This window comes from Streptomyces sp. TAA204, assembly GCF_000424965.1.
Genome location: NZ_AUKW01000009.1, coordinates 263,445 through 278,277, shown reverse-complemented (window position 1 = coordinate 278,277; position 14,833 = coordinate 263,445). Strand labels below are relative to the sequence as shown.

At 71.2% G+C, this 14,833-nt stretch carries 13 protein-coding genes; 7 read left to right on the top strand and 6 right to left on the bottom strand.

The genetic code is table 11. The features are described 5' to 3' along the window. Window positions 1–173 precede the first annotated feature (173 nt). Complete coding sequence (locus H343_RS0115865; RefSeq protein WP_028431956.1) at window positions 174–1,706, bottom strand: NsdA family TPR-like regulatory protein; 1,533 nt, start codon at window positions 1,704–1,706, stop codon at window positions 174–176. A gap of 180 nt (window positions 1,707–1,886) precedes the next feature. Between H343_RS0115865 and H343_RS0115860 the strand changes: the two genes are divergently transcribed. Then, window positions 1,887–2,273 carry a hypothetical protein gene (locus H343_RS0115860; RefSeq protein ID WP_078505696.1) on the top strand — a complete coding sequence of 129 codons (387 nt, stop codon included), beginning with the start codon at window positions 1,887–1,889 and terminating at the stop codon, window positions 2,271–2,273. 64 nt (window positions 2,274–2,337) lie between these two features. Beyond that, window positions 2,338–3,309 (top strand): fused MFS/spermidine synthase, encoded by a 972-nt coding sequence (locus tag H343_RS30915; protein ID WP_037903878.1) that lies wholly within the window; start codon window positions 2,338–2,340, stop codon window positions 3,307–3,309. Between the two features lie 54 nt (window positions 3,310–3,363). Here the strand turns inward: H343_RS30915 and H343_RS0115850 are convergent, their stop codons facing one another. After that, complete coding sequence (locus tag H343_RS0115850; RefSeq protein WP_028431954.1) at window positions 3,364–3,921, bottom strand: hypothetical protein; 558 nt, start codon at window positions 3,919–3,921, stop codon at window positions 3,364–3,366. A gap of 60 nt (window positions 3,922–3,981) precedes the next feature. Here H343_RS0115850 and H343_RS0115845 point away from each other — a divergent pair, with 60 nt between their 5' ends. The 3 genes from H343_RS0115845 to H343_RS30905 all read left to right on the top strand — a co-directional run bounded on the left by H343_RS0115845 (window position 3,982) and on the right by H343_RS30905 (window position 7,556). Beyond that, the gene (locus H343_RS0115845) at window positions 3,982–4,701 is read left to right on the top strand and encodes a response regulator transcription factor (RefSeq protein ID WP_028431953.1); all 720 of its coding nucleotides are present in this window, start codon (window positions 3,982–3,984) and stop codon (window positions 4,699–4,701) included. Window positions 4,702–4,716: 15 nt separating this feature from the next. Then, a complete protein-coding gene (locus tag H343_RS30910) occupies window positions 4,717–6,159 on the top strand; it encodes a sensor histidine kinase (RefSeq protein ID WP_037903876.1) in 1,443 nt (480 codons plus the stop codon). Between the two features lie 245 nt (window positions 6,160–6,404). Further along, window positions 6,405–7,556 (top strand): chitinase, encoded by a 1,152-nt coding sequence (locus H343_RS30905; RefSeq protein ID WP_037903874.1) that lies wholly within the window; start codon window positions 6,405–6,407, stop codon window positions 7,554–7,556. Window positions 7,557–7,740: 184 nt separating this feature from the next. Here the strand turns inward: H343_RS30905 and H343_RS0115830 are convergent, their stop codons facing one another. The 4 genes from H343_RS0115830 to H343_RS0115815 all read right to left on the bottom strand — a co-directional run bounded on the left by H343_RS0115830 (window position 7,741) and on the right by H343_RS0115815 (window position 12,638). Next, window positions 7,741–9,234, bottom strand: a complete 1,494-nt coding sequence (locus H343_RS0115830) for a GH1 family beta-glucosidase (protein ID WP_078505694.1) — start codon at window positions 9,232–9,234, stop codon at window positions 7,741–7,743. A 92-nt stretch (window positions 9,235–9,326) separates the two neighbouring features. Further along, window positions 9,327–10,289 carry a carbohydrate ABC transporter permease gene (locus tag H343_RS30900; protein ID WP_078505740.1) on the bottom strand — a complete coding sequence of 321 codons (963 nt, stop codon included), beginning with the start codon at window positions 10,287–10,289 and terminating at the stop codon, window positions 9,327–9,329. A gap of 11 nt (window positions 10,290–10,300) precedes the next feature. After that, the gene (locus tag H343_RS0115820; protein WP_028431951.1) at window positions 10,301–11,293 is read right to left on the bottom strand and encodes a carbohydrate ABC transporter permease; all 993 of its coding nucleotides are present in this window, start codon (window positions 11,291–11,293) and stop codon (window positions 10,301–10,303) included. Next, a complete protein-coding gene (locus H343_RS0115815; protein ID WP_078505692.1) occupies window positions 11,274–12,638 on the bottom strand; it encodes an ABC transporter substrate-binding protein in 1,365 nt (454 codons plus the stop codon). The genes H343_RS0115820 and H343_RS0115815 overlap by 20 nt, the downstream gene beginning before the upstream one ends. A gap of 225 nt (window positions 12,639–12,863) precedes the next feature. Between H343_RS0115815 and H343_RS0115810 the strand changes: the two genes are divergently transcribed. Beyond that, window positions 12,864–13,991 carry a LacI family DNA-binding transcriptional regulator gene (locus H343_RS0115810; protein WP_028431949.1) on the top strand — a complete coding sequence of 376 codons (1,128 nt, stop codon included), beginning with the start codon at window positions 12,864–12,866 and terminating at the stop codon, window positions 13,989–13,991. Between the two features lie 183 nt (window positions 13,992–14,174). Next, entirely contained in the window at window positions 14,175–14,810 is a 636-nt protein-coding gene (locus tag H343_RS30895; RefSeq protein WP_051265316.1) for a M23 family metallopeptidase, read from the top strand. The last annotated feature ends 23 nt before the right edge of the window (window positions 14,811–14,833 follow it).

The window sequence follows — 14,833 nt, the reverse complement described above, 5'->3', positions numbered from 1 at the left end:
CGCGCCCACCCCTGGTGTGCCGCCCCTGGCGCGCCGTCCCGGTGCGCCCACAGGTGGCGGACCGCCCGTGGGCCCCTCGCCCGCACACGCCTGCGACGGTCCGTGCGGGCTGCCGACTCCCCGCCCTGCAGGGCCAGTTCGCACAACGGGAGACGTCCGGGCGGCCCGTGCCGTCAGGCCGTGCGCGGACGGGGCACCATGCGGCCCCGGTCGGCCAGGAAGGCGTCGACACCCTCCTCGCCGGCGTACGGGCTCAGCTGCCGCGCCGTCGTCTCCAGCATGGCCCGGATGCGCGAGGACTGGACCGGGCCCAGCAGGGCCAGCGCGCGGCTGCCCGCCTCCGCCGCCTCCCCGGGTTGCTTCAGCGCGGCCAGGTCACAGGCCAACTCGGCTGTGAACAGCGCCCTGTTGCGTACGAAGTGGGGGTCCTGGAGCCGGACTGCCAGGCCCGCCCGGTCCGCCGCCCGCTCCCAGTCCCGCAGCGCGGACCAGCACTGCGCCTCCAGACCCGCGAGTTCGGCCTCGCCGAAGAAGCTCATCCACTCCGGGTCGGCGTCCGCCTCTCCGTGCTCGAAGAGCGTGTGCGCCCTGCTCAGCGACTGCCGGCACGCGGAGCGGTCTCCCAGGGCGGCCCAGCCGCCGGCCTCGCGCATGACGAGCAGCGACAACAGCCGTGCGGAGCCGAGGCGTCCGGCCGCCTGCTGCCCGGCCTGGGCGGCCCGTACGGCTTCGCGCGGGCGTCCGCCGTCACGTGCGAGGAAGGAGGCGTTGGAGAAGGCGTGCGCCTCCAGCGCGGAGTCGCCGGCGACACGGGCGGTGGCCAGCGCTTCGGCGTAGTGCGAGCGGGCGTCGTCGAAGCGCTCGGAGTCGTGGGCGAGCCAGCCCACCGAGATGGCGAGTTCACCGGCTCCGTGGTGCAGCCGTTCGGTGACGGACCGGCGGTGCGGGGTGCTTGTGTCAAGGAGTTCGTAGGCGGCGCGGAGGGAGGCGCCGGCGCGCTGGTAGAGGCTGTCGGCGCCGTGCCGGTCGTCCAGCAGGCGGATGCGCCGTACCGCCTCTTCGAGTGCTTCGGCCTCGGAGGCGCCGACGCGCCGTGGTGCGTGTGCGGACGGGATGTGCCCGCTCTCGGAAGCGGGTGCGCCTGCGGCCGGTGGTGCGGCGGCAAGTACGGCCGCCGGGCCGCTGATCATGAACGCGCGACGTAGCACGTCGCTCTCCTCGTGGATCTCGGGACAGTCTGAACAGATCGTGCAGGTGGGCGAGTCGGGGCAGACGAGGAATGCCGGGGGAAGGGTGGGACTGCCGTGACTGCTGTTGCCCGTGGGGCTGTTGTGGCCGAAGAGCGTACGGGATTCCGCTTGACGGTGCGTCAGGTACGGCGGCGGATTGTCACCCCCGTGCGCCTGTTGGAGGCGAGCCGCGTGGCCGCGGACGGTCTCGCGTGCGGCGAAGCCCATGTCGGTGAGCGTGTGGCCCGGGAACATGTGCAGAAATACCCGTTCATAGGCATAGTTGGGACAGCGGATCTCGCCGGCCTCGACCCGCCCGATGTAGCGCGCGTCGCACGCGACCTGTTCGCCGATCGCCCGTGCGGCGCGGCGTACGGCCGCGGCGAACTCGGCGGGCGACTGCGTGCCGCGCAGCCGCCGGAAGGCACTGTTGGGCACGCGTTGCGGGCCCCGTGACGCGGAAGGTGACGACGCCATGCCGGGACCGTACAGGCTGTGACAAGGTCAACACGCAGTGTTCGGCTGCAAAACGGATATCTCGCCCACGATCTGCCATGAAGTGCCATCCTTTGCGGCGCCCCGTGCCGTACCCCGTTGACGTCGTGTGCCGTTGAGCCCTGTATGACCACTGCGGAGGAGCTCGGAGGAGGGGTCCCCATGCTGGACACCGGCCCTGGACTGCGTACCGCCGGCGGCGGTGTGCCCTGTGACCTGGTGACTGTTCCCGCCCGTCAGGGACTGGAGGCCGTGGACATCCTGCGGCTGCGTGACGGGCTGGGCCCGGTGCTGCTGTGTGACGGCGCCGGCGACACGCTCGGATTTCTCGTACCCCCGGGCACCGCGGCCTGCTGGGACCTGCCGGGCAGCGCCTGCACCCAGACCCCCGGGCGTCCGCGCACCGTCGCGCAGGAACTGCCCGAGCCGGGCAGCGGCTGGCTGGTGCCGCCGGAGGGCGCGTTCGGGGTCGCCACGGACGCGTCGCTGCTGCGGGCGGCGCTGGGAGAGGCCGCCCGAACCATCGAGGCCGCCGACAACTGTCTGTGAGGAAACGGTTCCCGTCCGGGGCGCCGCCCCGGACGCCGCGGAGAGCGCTCGGCACTCGGCGACAATGGACCGTGTGGCGAAGGCGAGACAGCGGGGCTCCCGCAAGGACGAAGGCCGGGGACGCGGCGGCCGCGCCCGGGGCCGCCGGGAGCGGGAAGCGCGGGAAGTGCTCACCGCCGGCGTCTCGGCCGGGACGGCCAGCCTCCTGCCCGACCCGGACCGTGCGCGGGGCTGGACACTGCTGATCGGCGAAGCGCCCCAGTCCTACGTCGATCTCGACGAACCCGCTCATCTGGGCTTCGAGTACCAGCGCAGAATCGGCCATGTCATCGACGTCGCCGCGCCGCCGGGCAGGCCGCTGCGGGTCCTGCACCTGGGCGGCGGCGCGCTCTCCCTGCCCCGCTACGTGGCGGCCACCCGGCCGCGCTCGGAGCAGCAGGTCATCGAGCAGGACACGGAGTTGACCGGATGGGTGCGCGCCGTCCTGCCGCTGGAGCGCGGCTGGCGGATACGGGTACGCGGCGCGGACGCCCGCGCGGGGCTGTCCGGACTCCAACGGGAGTGGGCCGATCTCGTCATCGCCGACGTCTTCGGCGGCGCCCGTACGCCCGCGCATCTGACCAGCGTCGAATTCCTCCACGAGATACGGCGCGTGCTGCGCCCGGGAGGGCTGTACGCGGCGAACATCGCGGACGGGCCGGGGGCGTCCGGGCCGCCCGGCGGGCCAGGACTGCCCCCGCGGCGGCCCCTCGACCATCTGCGTTCCCAAGTCGCGACCGCACAGGCGGCGTTCGGCCGGACAGGGCTGGTCGCCGACCCCGCGGTACTGAGGGGTCGGCGCTTCGGCAACGCCATACTGCTGGCCACGGACGGGGAGTTGCCCGTCGCGGAGCTGACGCGGCGCGCGGCATCGGACCCGCACCCGGGGCGGATGGAGACGGGTGAACCGCTGACCGCCTTCGCCGGCGGCGCGCGACCGGTCACCGACGCGAACGCGCGTCCCTCGCCGCTGCCTCCCGGCGACGCCTTCCGCTGAACCCGGGACCCGTCAGCTGCGGGTGTGGTGAAGTGCCGCGCGGCCGGGGGGACTTCACTGCTGATACTGCGAGCGCGTGTACGTCTCGACGCGCGGCGGTCCGTCGTCCCAGCGGCAGAAGACCGAGGATTCGGTGCCCTCGTTGGAGAAGGTGACCCTGATCCAGGTCGAGTCCTTGTAGACCCTGGTGTCCCAGCCGTCCTCGGGGGTCGCCGACACCAGAGTGGCCGACGACTGCCCCATGTCGAAGACGGCACGGCCGCCGGTGATGCTGACCCCGCGCACCTCGCCGTCCGGTGCCTGACTGCTGGGCGGGTGGCTCTCGTCGGGCGGGTCCGGCCGTTCTTCGTCCGAAGAGGGCCTGGAATCAGGGGGGTTGGGCTTCTGCGTCTTGGACGGCGGGGGTGAGGTGCGCGAAGGGGAGGGCTCCGGGGGCTTCTTCGACGGGGACGGAGGGGGCTCGGAGGCCGACGCCCCGCCGGACAGGGGCAGTGTGCGAGGCGGGTCGTACTCGGTCCCGTTCAGGACCGTGTGAACCCCGAACCAGGACAGAGTCACCGCCGCGCTCGTGGCAAGTACCCACGCTGCCGCGTGCACGAGTGATCGTCCCATCCCGGCCACCATAGCGGCATCCCGCTCACCCGGATCGGAGTATGGCGTAACGTGCGCGCCATGGCTCGTGTGCTCGTGGTCGAGGATGATCAGTTCGTACGCTCCGCCCTCATCCGGCACCTCAGCGACGCCTCGCACGCGGTGCGCAGCGTCGGCACGGCCCTGGAGGCGCTGCGCGAGGTCGCGCAGGTGGGATTCGACGTCGTCATCCTCGACCTCGGCCTTCCCGACCTGGACGGCGGCGAGGCGCTGAAGATGCTGCGCGGCATCACGGACGTGCCGGTGATAGTCGCCACGGCCCGCGACGACGAGACCGAGATCGTGCGCCTTCTCAACGACGGCGCCGACGACTATCTGGTCAAGCCGTTCTCCGTGGAACATCTCTCGGCACGCATGGCCGCGGTGCTGCGCCGCTCGCGCGGTGCGTCCGCCTCGCCGGGTGCCGGAGCGGGCGAGTCCGCGGACAGGGTGCTGCGCGTGGGCGGGCTGGCCATCGATCCGCTGCGCAGGCAGGCGGAGTTGGACGGACGACTGCTGGACCTCACCCGCCGCGAGTTCGACCTGCTGGCCTTCCTCGCCGGACGGCCGGGTGTCGTCGTGGCACGCAAGGAGCTGCTGGCGGAGGTGTGGCAGCAGTCCTACGGCGACGACCAGACCATCGACGTCCATCTGTCCTGGCTGCGCCGCAAACTGGGCGAGACGGCCGCGCGGCCCCGGTTTCTGCACACGCTGCGCGGTGTGGGAGTGAAGCTCGAAGCGCCGGAGCAACCGCGGCCCTGAGAAAGGAAATACGGCATGAGATGGGCACTGGTGAAGGTGTGTCTCGCCGTGACCGCCATGGTCGTGATCGCTTTCGCCGTGCCTCTCGCGCTCGTCGTCAAGGAGACCGCACGGGACCGCGCCTTCTCCGACGCGGAGCGGCAGGCGGCGACGGTCGGGCCGGTGCTGGCGATCACCACGGATCGGCAGGAACTGGAGAAGGCCGTGGCCAGCACCGAGGCGGGCGGTGACGACCGTCTGGCCGTCCATGTGCCGTTCTCGCCGCGCACGCCCGGAGTCGCCGCGCAGGCAGGGGGGAGCCGGCAGGCCGCAGTCGAGGTGGGCCGGCAGCGGGCCACCGACGAACAGCTGGCGACCGCACGGAAGATGGGCCGCGCCTCCACCGTCACTGTGCCCGGCGGCTACACGCTGCTGCGGCCGACGGCAGTCGCGAGCGGGGAGTTCGCGGTGGTGGAGGTCTTCATCTCCGACGAGTCCGTCACCCACAACGTCACCACGTCCTGGATGGTCATCGCGGGTGTGGGCATCGCGCTGATCCTCGGCTCGGTGGTCGTCGCCGACCGTCTCGGCACCCTGATGGTGCGCCCCGCCGGGCGGCTGGCAGCCGCCGCGCACGCCCTGGGCGAGGGAAAACTCGGTGTGCGCGTGCCCGAGGACGGGCCGAGCGAACTGCGTTCGGCCGCGGCGGCGTTCAACGCCATGGCCGATCAGGTCGTCCAGCTTCTCGCCAACGAGCGGGAGTTCGTGGCCGACCTCTCGCACCGGCTGCGCACGCCGCTGACGGTGCTGCGGCTGAACGCCGCCTCGCTCGGGGACGGCGACGCCGCGGAACAGACCCGGGAGGCGGTCGCCAAGCTGGAGAGCGAGGTCGACCAGGTCATCAGCACCGCACGGGAACAGCGCGAGCAGCGCGCCCATCCGGCGGGCGGGCTCGAATCGGCCTGCGACGCGGCCGAGGTGATACGCGACCGGATGTCCTTCTGGTCGGCGCTCGCCGAGGACGAGGGCCGCGAGGCACGGCTGGCCGGCGTGGAGCATCCCGTGCGGGTGCCGGTCGCCCGCAGTGAACTGGCAGCCGCGCTCGACGCGATGCTCGGCAACGTCTTCCGGCACACCCCCCAGGGCACCGACTTCTCCGTCGACGTCCACCACGGCGGCCCGGCCAGCAACTCGGTGATCGTGCTCGTCTCCGACGCGGGCCCCGGCATCGCCGACCCGGACGCCGCCCTGCGCCGTGGTCACGGTGACGGGAGGCCCGGGTCCACGGGGCTGGGCCTGGACATCGTGCGCAGAGTGGCCGAGTCCACGGGCGGGGACGTGCGCGTCGGCCCTTCGGTGCTCGGAGGGACCGAGATACGGGTCTGGCTCACGCTGGACGGCGCCGAGGGCGGCGAACACCGGCGAACCCGCCGCCGCTCGCAGCGGAGGCTGAAGTATCCACGGCGCAGGGTGAAATGAATCATATGCGCGCGGTGCGCGGGTCTGCGCCCGCGGCACGGGCGGTACGGCAGGGAAGGGTGGTACGGGCGGTACGGGCCCCGGGATACGGCCGGGCAACCTTCCCTAACCGGACCCTTCCCTCTTCTTAAGTGCGTCCTAAGTCGCACCGCCGCCGCTGACTTCCGGGGGAATTCCCAGACCGTTGTCGCTAGCTTGGTGTACGTCCGAACTCACCTCCGGCACCGAACGAGGACAGGCAGGCGATGACGAACGACTCACCGGCACGCGGCTCGCGGCGAAAGCCCTCCGAGCCGAGGCGCGGCCTGGTGCTGGCCGGTGCCGTCGCGGCGGTCGCCGCCGTGGCGGGCACGGTGTTCGCGCTCGCGGGCGAGACGGTCCTCGGGGGAGGTTCGGGCGGCTCCGAGGCCGGCGGTGAGCAGCAGGACGACCGGGGCGACGGCGGCAAGAAGAAGGACAAGGACGAGGACAAGGGGAACGGCGGTGGTGAGAGCGAGGGCCCGCCGGCGGAGACGGTCTTCTCGCCCTACGTCGACACCATGCTCAATCCCCCCTACGACCTGGCAGGCAGCGCCGCGAAGACCGGCGTGAAGGAGTACAACCTCGCCTTCGTCTCCCCCGGGGGCGGCTGCACGCCCAAGTGGGGCGGCAGACAGGAACTGACCGACAACCCGGTCGCCCGGCAGGCGGACGAACTGCGCGCCGAGGGCGGCGACGTGCGGATCTCCTTCGGCGGCCAGAGCGGCAACGAACTGGCCCGCGTCTGCGGTTCGGTGGACAGGCTGACGAAGGCCTACGAAAAGGTCATCGACACCTACGACCTGACGAAGGCCGACTTCGACATCGAGGGGCCCGCGCTGAAGGACACCAAGGCCAACACCCTCCGCGCCCGGGCGATCGCCCGCCTCCAGCAGAAGCACGGCGACCTGGACGTCTCCTTCACCCTCCCGGCGCTCCCCTCGGGGCTGAACCGGGACGCCGTCGCGGTGCTGGAGAACGCAGAGAAGCACGGTGCGCGGGTGTCCGCCGTGAACATCATGGCCATGGACTACGGCACCTACTACGACGGCGACATGGGCGAGTACGCCGTCCAGGCCGCGACCGCCACCCAGAAGCAGGTCAAGCCCGCACTGGGCATCCGCGACGACGACGAGGCGTGGCGGACCGTGGCCGTCACGCCGATGATCGGTGTGAACGACGTCGAGGTGGAGGTCTTCAGGCCCGGCGACGCCGCCGAACTGAAGAAGTTCGCCGAGGAGAAGCAGCTGGCCTGGCTGTCGATGTGGTCGGCCACCCGGGACAAGGCGTGCCCGGACGGCGCACGGCGCGAGGCGCAGGCGACGTGTTCGAGCCTGAGGACGGGAACGGGGGAGTTCGCCAGAGTCTTCACCGGCTGAACGCCCCCGTGCCCGCACCCCGACAGGGTGGGGCGCAGCGCCTTCCCCCCACACCCGCTGCGTCCCACCCCTCTTCCCCCTCTTTCCCCCGGTCCCCCCGGCCCCCGGCCACTGACCCCCCACGGGAGACCGCGCGGACCCGGACGGACGCCCCGTGCGGCGCTGGACGGGTCCGCGCGGCGCCTCATGAGCCCGGCAGCCGGCCCGTGCGCGCCACCTGGGCGTACCAGTGGGCACTCGACTTGGGCGTACGGCGCTGGGTGGCGAAGTCGACGTGGACGATGCCGAATCGCTTGCTGTACCCGTAGGACCACTCGAAGTTGTCCAGCAGCGACCACAGGAAGTAGCCGCGCACGTCGGCACCCTGCTCCATCGCCCGGTGCACGGCGGCCAGATGGTCGCGCACGTAAGCGATGCGTTCCGGGTCGTGCACCCGGCCCTCGCCGTCCGGCTCGTCCGCGCAGGCGGCACCGTTCTCGGTGATGTAGAGCGGTACTCCGGGGGCCTCGCGGTGGAAGCGGAGCAGCAGGTCGCTCATGCCGCCGGGGTCGATGCTCCAGCCCATCTCGGTGAGTTCCCCGGGAGGCTGGTGGAAGGCGACACGGTCGGCACCGGGCCAGGGCGAGTGCTCGCTGGCGCCGTGGCCGTCACGGCGCTCCGCGGACTCCGCCTCGCCGACTGCCGAAACCACCGACGGCGTGTAGTAGTTGACGCACAGCCCGTCCAGGGGCTGGTGCGCGCACGCCAGATCGCCGTCCCGTACGAACGACCAGTCGGTGATCCGCGAAGTGTCGGCGATCAGGTCCTCGTCGTAGCGGCCGTGCAGCATGGGGCCGGTGAAGACCCGGGTGGCGAGAGCGTCGATGCGGCGGGCGGCGTCCTGGTCGGCGGGTGCGTCCGAACGGGCGCGTACAGCCGCGGGGTTGAGGCTGACGGAGATCTCGGCGTCCCCGGGGAGGGCGTCGCGCAGGGCGATGGAGGCGAGGCCGTGGGCGAGGTTGAGGTGGTGGGCGGCGCGCAGTGACGAGGCGGGCTCCGTGCGTCCCGGGGCGTGCACACCGGAGGCGTAGCCGAGGAAGGCGCTGCACCAGGGCTCGTTGAGCGTGGTCCACATCTTCACGCGGTCGCCGAGGGCGTCGGCCACGATGTGCGCGTACTCAGCGAAGCGGTGGGCGGTCTCCCGTTCGGGCCAGCCGCCGGCGTCCTCCAGCTCCTGGGGCAGGTCCCAGTGGTAGAGCGTGAGGAGGGGAGTGATGCCCGCCTCCAGCAGTTCGTCGGCGAGGGCGCGGTAGAAGTCCAGGCCGCGCTGGACGGCCGGGCCGCGTCCGGTGGGCTGGACGCGCGACCAGGACACGGAGAACCGGTAGGCGTCCAGGCCGAGTCCGGACATCAGCTCGACGTCGTCGCGGTAGCGGTGGAAGTGGTCGCAGGCCACATCCCCCGTCTCGCCGCGCTCGGTCCTGCCCGGGGTGTGGGAGAAGGTGTCCCAGATGGAGGGGGTGCGTCCGCCGTCCCGCGCGCCTCCCTCGATCTGGTACGCCGAGGTGGACGCGCCCCACATGAAGCCGGCGGGGAAGCGCACTTGGCTCGGATCGGCTTCCGTGTGCGGCGAGGGCGGCGCGGCGGACTGCGGTGACGACTGCGCCGCGGTGTCGGAGGACGTGGGGGACAAGGTCATGGAAGCGCTCCCATTCAAGACGTGGCGAAACGCGCGAGGTGCGCAGGGAAGGCGGACGGTCGGGACTCCGGGGCCGGTTCACACGGGCGCGCTCATCCCTTCACCGCGCCCTGCATGATGCCGCCGACGATCTGCTTGCCGAACAGCGCGAAGGCGATCAGCAGCGGCAGCGTGCCCAGGAACGCGCCCGCCATGATCACCGACTCGTCGGGGATGTAGCCGCGGCCGAGGCCAGTCAGCGCCACCTGCACGGTCGGGTTGTCCTGGGTCAGTGCGATGACCGGCCAGAAGAACTCGTTCCAGGCCATCACGAACGTCAGCATTCCCAGCACCGCCATCGCCGGCCGTGCGATCGGGAAGACGACGTGCCACACGACGCGCAGGCTGTGCGCCCCGTCCACCCGTGCGGCCTCGATCAGTTCGGTCGGCAGGGCGTTGAGCAGGTACTGCCGCATGAAGAAGACGCCGAAGGCGCTGACCATCATCGGCAGGATGACCGCCTGGAGCTGATTGGCCCACTCCAGCTTCGCGACGGCCATGTAGAGCGGCACGACGCTGAGTTGGGGCGGCACCATCATGGTGCCGATCACCAGCAGCAGCAGCGCGTTCCGCGCCCGGAAGCGGAGCTTGGCGAACGCGTAGCCCGCCAGGGTGGCGAAGAGGACCGTGCTGACCGCGACCGTGCCCGCGACGATCATCGTGTTGAACAGCGCCTTGCCCATGTTGGCGTCGTTCCACGCGGTGGCCATGTTCGACAGCAGGTTCCCGCCGAACCAGAACGGGGGCGGGGTCTCGGCCAGGCGCTGGTTGTTGCGGGAAGCGGCGATCGCCGTCCACACCAGCGGGAAGAGCGAACCGAGCGTGAAGAGCGCCAGGATGGTGTAGGCGAGGCGTCCCGCGTAGAGCTGCCTGCCCGCCCCGCCGGACCGCTTCTTCCCGCCGGCCTCGCCGGACGGGCCTCCGCCCGGCCCGCCCTTCTTCCCGGGGCCGGGCCCGGCGTCCCTCCCGTCCGCGGGAGGCGGCGTGTGGCGGTCGTCTGTCGCTGTTTGCAGCATGCCGGTCTCCCTCATCGGCTCTGGCTCTTCTGCAGCCGCCGGGCGATCAGCCAGTTGACCAGGCCGATCACCACCAGGATCAGGAACATCGTCCAGGCGATCGCGGAGGCCCGGCCGAGATGGAAGTTGAACCAGCCCTGCTCGTACAGGTACAGCCCGAGCGTCTGGTACTGGTGGGAGCTGCCGCCCGTGTGCGAACCGCCGAACAGCAGTGGCTCACCGAAGAGCTGGGTCGCCCCGATCGTGGAGACCACGACCGTGAAGAGGATCGTCGGACGCAGCGAGGGGATCGTCACGTGCACGAACTGCTGCCAGCGGGAGGCCCCGTCGAGCGCCGCCGACTCGTACAGGTCGTGCGGGACGGCCTGCATCGCGGCGAGGTAGATCAGCGTGTTGTAGCCCGTCCAGCGCCAGATCACGATCGTGGAGACCGCGATCTGCGACGTCCACGTGCCGTTCTCCCAGTCGACCCCGTCGAGACCGACCAGCCCCAGACCCCAGTTGATCATCCCGAAGTCGCGCCCGAAGAGCAGCGCGAAGACCAGCGTCGCCGCTGCCACGGACGTCGCGTACGGGGTGAGCATCATGACTCTGAAGAACATCGAGCCGCGAAGCTTGTAGTTGAGCAGATGCGCCAGGCCGAGCGCCATCGCCAGCTGCGGCACCGTCGAGATGATCCCGATGGTGAGGGTGTTGCGGAGGGCGTTCCAGAAGAACTCGTCCTCCAGCAGCCGGGAGAAGTTGTGCAGCCCGGCCCACTCCATGTGCGTCGGGTCGTGCAGCGAGACGTTGTGCAGCGACGCCCAGCCCGTGTAGAGCAGCGGGAAGAGGCCGAAGGCGGCGAAGAAGAGGAAGAACGGTGCGATGAAGGCGTACGGGCTCCACCGGGCGTCCCTGCGGTAGCGGCGGCTGCGGCGCTCGTCGGCGCGGCTGCCCCCGCTCCCTTTCACGGGACGCCCGGCTGCCCGCAGGCCGGGCCCTGGGTCAGTCCTCGACAGTGTCATCGATCTTCTTCACCGCGGAATTCCAGCCCTCCTCGGGCGACTTGCCCTGCTGCTCGACCTGGAGGATGCCGATGTTGCCGATGTGCTCCTGGATGGCCTGGTCCTTCGGGCCGAGCACGGCCGTCGGGATGCCCTTGGCGGCATCGGCGAAGATCTTGCCGATGGGCGCGTCGTCGAAGTACTCGTGCTCGGCGCTCTTGACCTCCGGGGCCGTCAGCGCCTTGCTCGAACTGGGGAAGCTGGCCTGCTTCTCGAAGAGCTTGGCCTGCTGTTCGGGCGCGGTCAGCCACTTGGCGAGCTCGACCGCCTGCTCCTTGTTCTTCGCGTGCTCCGGGACGGTCAGGAAGGAGCCGCCCCAGTTCGCCGGCTTGGGCGCGGCGGCCACGTCCCAGGCGTCGGCGCCCTTCTCGCCGGACTTCTCCTTGATGTAGCCGAGCATCCAGGGCGGGCAGATGACGGAGGCGAAGGTGCCGTTGGCGTACGCCTGGTCCCACGACTTGTCGAACTGCTTGAGCTTGCCCGTCATCTTGCTCTCGACGGCACGCATCGCCAGGTCCCAGGACTCGCTGACGGCCTTGCTCTTCTTGTAGATGAGCTCGCCGTCCTTGTTGTAGTTCTTGACGGCGTAGCTGGAGACGGAGCCGTTGTAGAGGCCGGCGGCGCTGTCGGTGAACGTGGTGTCCTCCGGCGCCGACTTCATGAACTCCTCGCCCGCGTCGACGTACTTGCCCCAGTCGCCCGCCCACAGTTCGCCGACCTTGTCGCGCTCCGTGGGCAGTCCGGCCTTCTCGAAGAGGTCCTTGCGGTAGCAGATGCCCATCGGCCCGATGTCCGTGCCGAGGCCGACGACCCTGCCGTTCTTCGCCTTGGCCTGGTTCCATTTCCAGGGAAGCCAGCCGGACTTGTCCACGCCGTCCGTCTTGGCCATGTCGACGAACTTCTCGGAGTGCAGACCGGCGACCTCGTTGATGTTGCCTACCTCGACGGCCTGGATGTCGCTCAGACCGCTGTTGGAGGTGAGGTGGTTGAGCAGGGCGGGGTAGTAGTCCTCGTTCCGCTCGGTGGAGTTCTCCTTGATTCTGATGTCCGGGTGGAGCTTCTCGTACTCGTCGTAGAGCCCCGCCTGCTTGTATCCGAAGACGCCGAAGACACCGACCGAGACGGTGGTCTTCCCGTCCTCACTGCTTCCGGACGCTGTGCCCCCGCTGTCCTCCGCGCAGCCTGCCAGCAGGCCCGCCGCGAGTACGGCCGTGAGGCCGGAGGCGACGAGGCGGTGGCGTCCGGGGCGGTGGCGCCGGAGGTGCTGCGGGTGGTGAAGCGGGGAAGTGTTCCTGCTGAAGTGCATGGCTTTGCCATCCCCTCCCGAACTTACGGGTTGTGTATGGAGCGGGTACCATGGGAGCGCTCCCATACTTGATGAGTTGAAGAGTCCACGAGACCCAGCGGGGTGTCAAGGCATCCGGCGTGAACGTCTCCCGCTTGACGTGTAGTTGAATGATCCCGGCGGGGCGTGAACCGGCCGGGACGCCGGTGGTGGCCCGTCCGGGCCGGCAGGGGAGGGGAGGCATCCATGACAGCAGTCCGCCGCGAACGCGGGCGCTCCGACGCCGGCTGCACGGGGCACGCGGGCAAACCCAGGCCCACTCTGGAGCAGGTCGCCGCCCGTGCGGGCGTCGGCAGAGGCACCGTCTCCCGGGTCATCAACGGCTCACCGCGGGTCAGTGACCGTACGCGCGCCGCGGTCGAGGCCGCCGTCGCCGAACTGGGCTACGTGCCCAACGGCGCCGCGCGTGCGCTCGCCGCCGGCAGCGCGGACGCCGTCGCGCTCGTCGTCCCCGAGACCGAGAACCGGCTGTTCGCGGAGCCCTACTTCTCCGGCATCCTGCGCGGCGTCAGCGCCGAATTCGCCGACAGCGAGATGCAGCTGCTCCTGACGCTCATCCGCGACCAGCACGAGCGGGACCGCTTCGTGCAGTACGCCGCGGCCCGCCGCGTCGACGGCGTGCTGCTGGTCTCCGTGCACGCGGACGACCCGCTGCCCGACCTCGTCCGGGAAGTCGGCATGCCGACGGTGCTCAACGGGCGGCGCAGCGGCGCGGAGACCGTCCCCTACGTCGACTCCGACAACGTCGGCGGCGCCCAGCTCGCCGTCGAGCACCTGATCGGACGGGGATGCCGCGCTGTCGCCACCATCACCGGTCCGCTCGACATGTACGTCGCGCAGTGCCGGCTGGAGGGCCACCGCCAGGCGCTGCGCGACGCCGGCCGGGACGAGGACGAACGCCTGGTGGTGCACGGCGACTTCACCGAGGACGGCGGCCGCCGTGCGATGCGCGAGCTGCTGCGCCGGGCCCCGCAGGTGGACGCCGTCTTCTGCGCGTCGGACGTGATGGCGTCCGGCGCGAGGCTGGCGCTTCGCGAGGCGGGCAGAACGGTGCCGGACGACGTGGCGCTCGTCGGGTTCGACGACTCGGCCGTGGCGCGGCACATGGACCCTCCGCTCACCACCGTCCGGCAGCCCATCGAGGAGATGGGACGCGCGATGGCCCGGACCCTGCTGGAACTGATGGCCCGCGAGCGGGAGTCGGCGTCCGGTGCCGTCGGCGGAGGCCGCGCGGGCGGCGGCTCCACGGGCGCGGCACAGGAACCGTCCCGGTTGGTGCTGCCCACGGAGCTGATCCGGCGCGGCTCCTCCTGAGCTCCGGCATACCCCGCGGCCGCGGGCAAGAGGAGTGCCGCGGGCGCCGGTTCGCAGCCCGCCCGGCGGGCGCCGCGCAGCAACACCCGCACCGAACCCCAGAGATTGACGGAAGGTGAGATGGTCACCCCTCCGGACAACTCCGGAGTGCGGAGGCACACCGGCTGCCCTTTGCTGCCAGGTATGACACCTGACACGTGGCGTGAGGCCGGCATCGCCCGGCGGATAGTGACCGGCGCGGTCGCGGCCGCCCTGTCCATATGCGGCTTCGCCGGATCGGCCCCGACGGCAGGAACCGGAGCCGGCACCGGGACCGGACCCGGCACGGAGCCCGGCCACATGGAGCCGGTGGCCGACAACATCGGCGGCTCCCGCAAGAACCTCCACCCGCAGAGCACCCCCGAGGCGGCCGGCTACGCGCGGCCCATCTCCGAAGCCGCCCGCGTCTCCGCGCGATGGGGCATCCCCGGCGGCTGGGCGGCGGGCCACCACACAGGCGTGGACTTCGCGGCCCCCACGGGCACGACCGTACGGTCCGTGGGCACCGGCACGGTGGAGCTCGCCGGTGAGGCGGGCTCGTACGGAAAGGCCGTCATCGTCCATATGAGGGACGGCACACACGTCCTCTTCGCACACCTGTCGAAGATCACGGTGCGGGTGGGGCGAGCCGTACGCGCGAACACCGTGCTGGGGGAGTCCGGGAACAGCGGGCGGTCGACAGGTCCGCATCTGCACTTCGAGGTACGCGCCGAGCGGGGTTACGGCACGGAGGTCGACCCCGTCACGTACCTGGCTCGGCACGGTGTCCGCATCGCCTAGGCACCCCGCGAGCCAGTAGGCCC

Coding starts and splice junctions, on each gene's coding strand:
- H343_RS30910 (WP_037903876.1), top strand. CDS start 4,717: ATGAGATGGGCACTGGTGAAGGTGTGTCTCGCCGTGACCGCCATGGTC.
- H343_RS0115810 (WP_028431949.1), top strand. CDS start 12,864: ATGACAGCAGTCCGCCGCGAACGCGGGCGCTCCGACGCCGGCTGCACG.
- H343_RS0115865 (WP_028431956.1), bottom strand. CDS start 1,706: ATGGCGTCGTCACCTTCCGCGTCACGGGGCCCGCAACGCGTGCCCAAC.
- H343_RS30915 (WP_037903878.1), top strand. CDS start 2,338: ATGGACCGTGTGGCGAAGGCGAGACAGCGGGGCTCCCGCAAGGACGAA.
- H343_RS0115860 (WP_078505696.1), top strand. CDS start 1,887: ATGCTGGACACCGGCCCTGGACTGCGTACCGCCGGCGGCGGTGTGCCC.
- H343_RS0115815 (WP_078505692.1), bottom strand. CDS start 12,638: ATGCACTTCAGCAGGAACACTTCCCCGCTTCACCACCCGCAGCACCTC.
- H343_RS0115850 (WP_028431954.1), bottom strand. CDS start 3,921: ATGGGACGATCACTCGTGCACGCGGCAGCGTGGGTACTTGCCACGAGC.
- H343_RS0115820 (WP_028431951.1), bottom strand. CDS start 11,293: ATGACACTGTCGAGGACTGACCCAGGGCCCGGCCTGCGGGCAGCCGGG.
- H343_RS0115845 (WP_028431953.1), top strand. CDS start 3,982: ATGGCTCGTGTGCTCGTGGTCGAGGATGATCAGTTCGTACGCTCCGCC.
- H343_RS30895 (WP_051265316.1), top strand. CDS start 14,175: ATGACACCTGACACGTGGCGTGAGGCCGGCATCGCCCGGCGGATAGTG.
- H343_RS30900 (WP_078505740.1), bottom strand. CDS start 10,289: ATGCTGCAAACAGCGACAGACGACCGCCACACGCCGCCTCCCGCGGAC.
- H343_RS30905 (WP_037903874.1), top strand. CDS start 6,405: ATGACGAACGACTCACCGGCACGCGGCTCGCGGCGAAAGCCCTCCGAG.
- H343_RS0115830 (WP_078505694.1), bottom strand. CDS start 9,234: ATGACCTTGTCCCCCACGTCCTCCGACACCGCGGCGCAGTCGTCACCG.